Source organism: Lysinibacillus sp. GbtcB16 (genome assembly GCF_019091145.1).
GTDB classification, from domain to species: Bacteria; Bacillota; Bacilli; order Bacillales_A; family Planococcaceae; genus Lysinibacillus; species Lysinibacillus fusiformis.
Genome location: NZ_JAGXJV010000355.1, coordinates 1 through 275, shown reverse-complemented (window position 1 = coordinate 275; position 275 = coordinate 1). Strand labels below are relative to the sequence as shown.

1 pseudogene is annotated in these 275 nt (G+C 57.8%); it reads left to right on the top strand.

Going from position 1 to position 275, the window contains the following annotated elements:
- Positions 1-275: pseudogene (locus KVT27_RS24530) on the top strand (gfo/Idh/MocA family oxidoreductase); the annotation flags it as partial.

The following is a 275-nucleotide window of genomic DNA, read 5'->3' as shown; positions in this document are numbered from 1 at the left end:
AAGGTCGTGGAACGTTCGTACATCAACTCGGCGGGGGCCAAGGAGGATGAAGGCGCTCTTTCCTACAAGCAGCTGACCGTGCAGCCGATGTTCCAGAAGGCGTATGAGGTCGTGATTGAGGAAAGAAGCGGAGGCCATGGCGGAGGAGATCCGATTCTGTTAAACGATTTGTTCGGAGAGCCGGAGCCTGACCGCTTGAAACGGGCTGCCTCGCATATCGACGGGGCCATATCGATATTGACCGGGATCGCCGGCAACGTCTCGATGCGAACCGG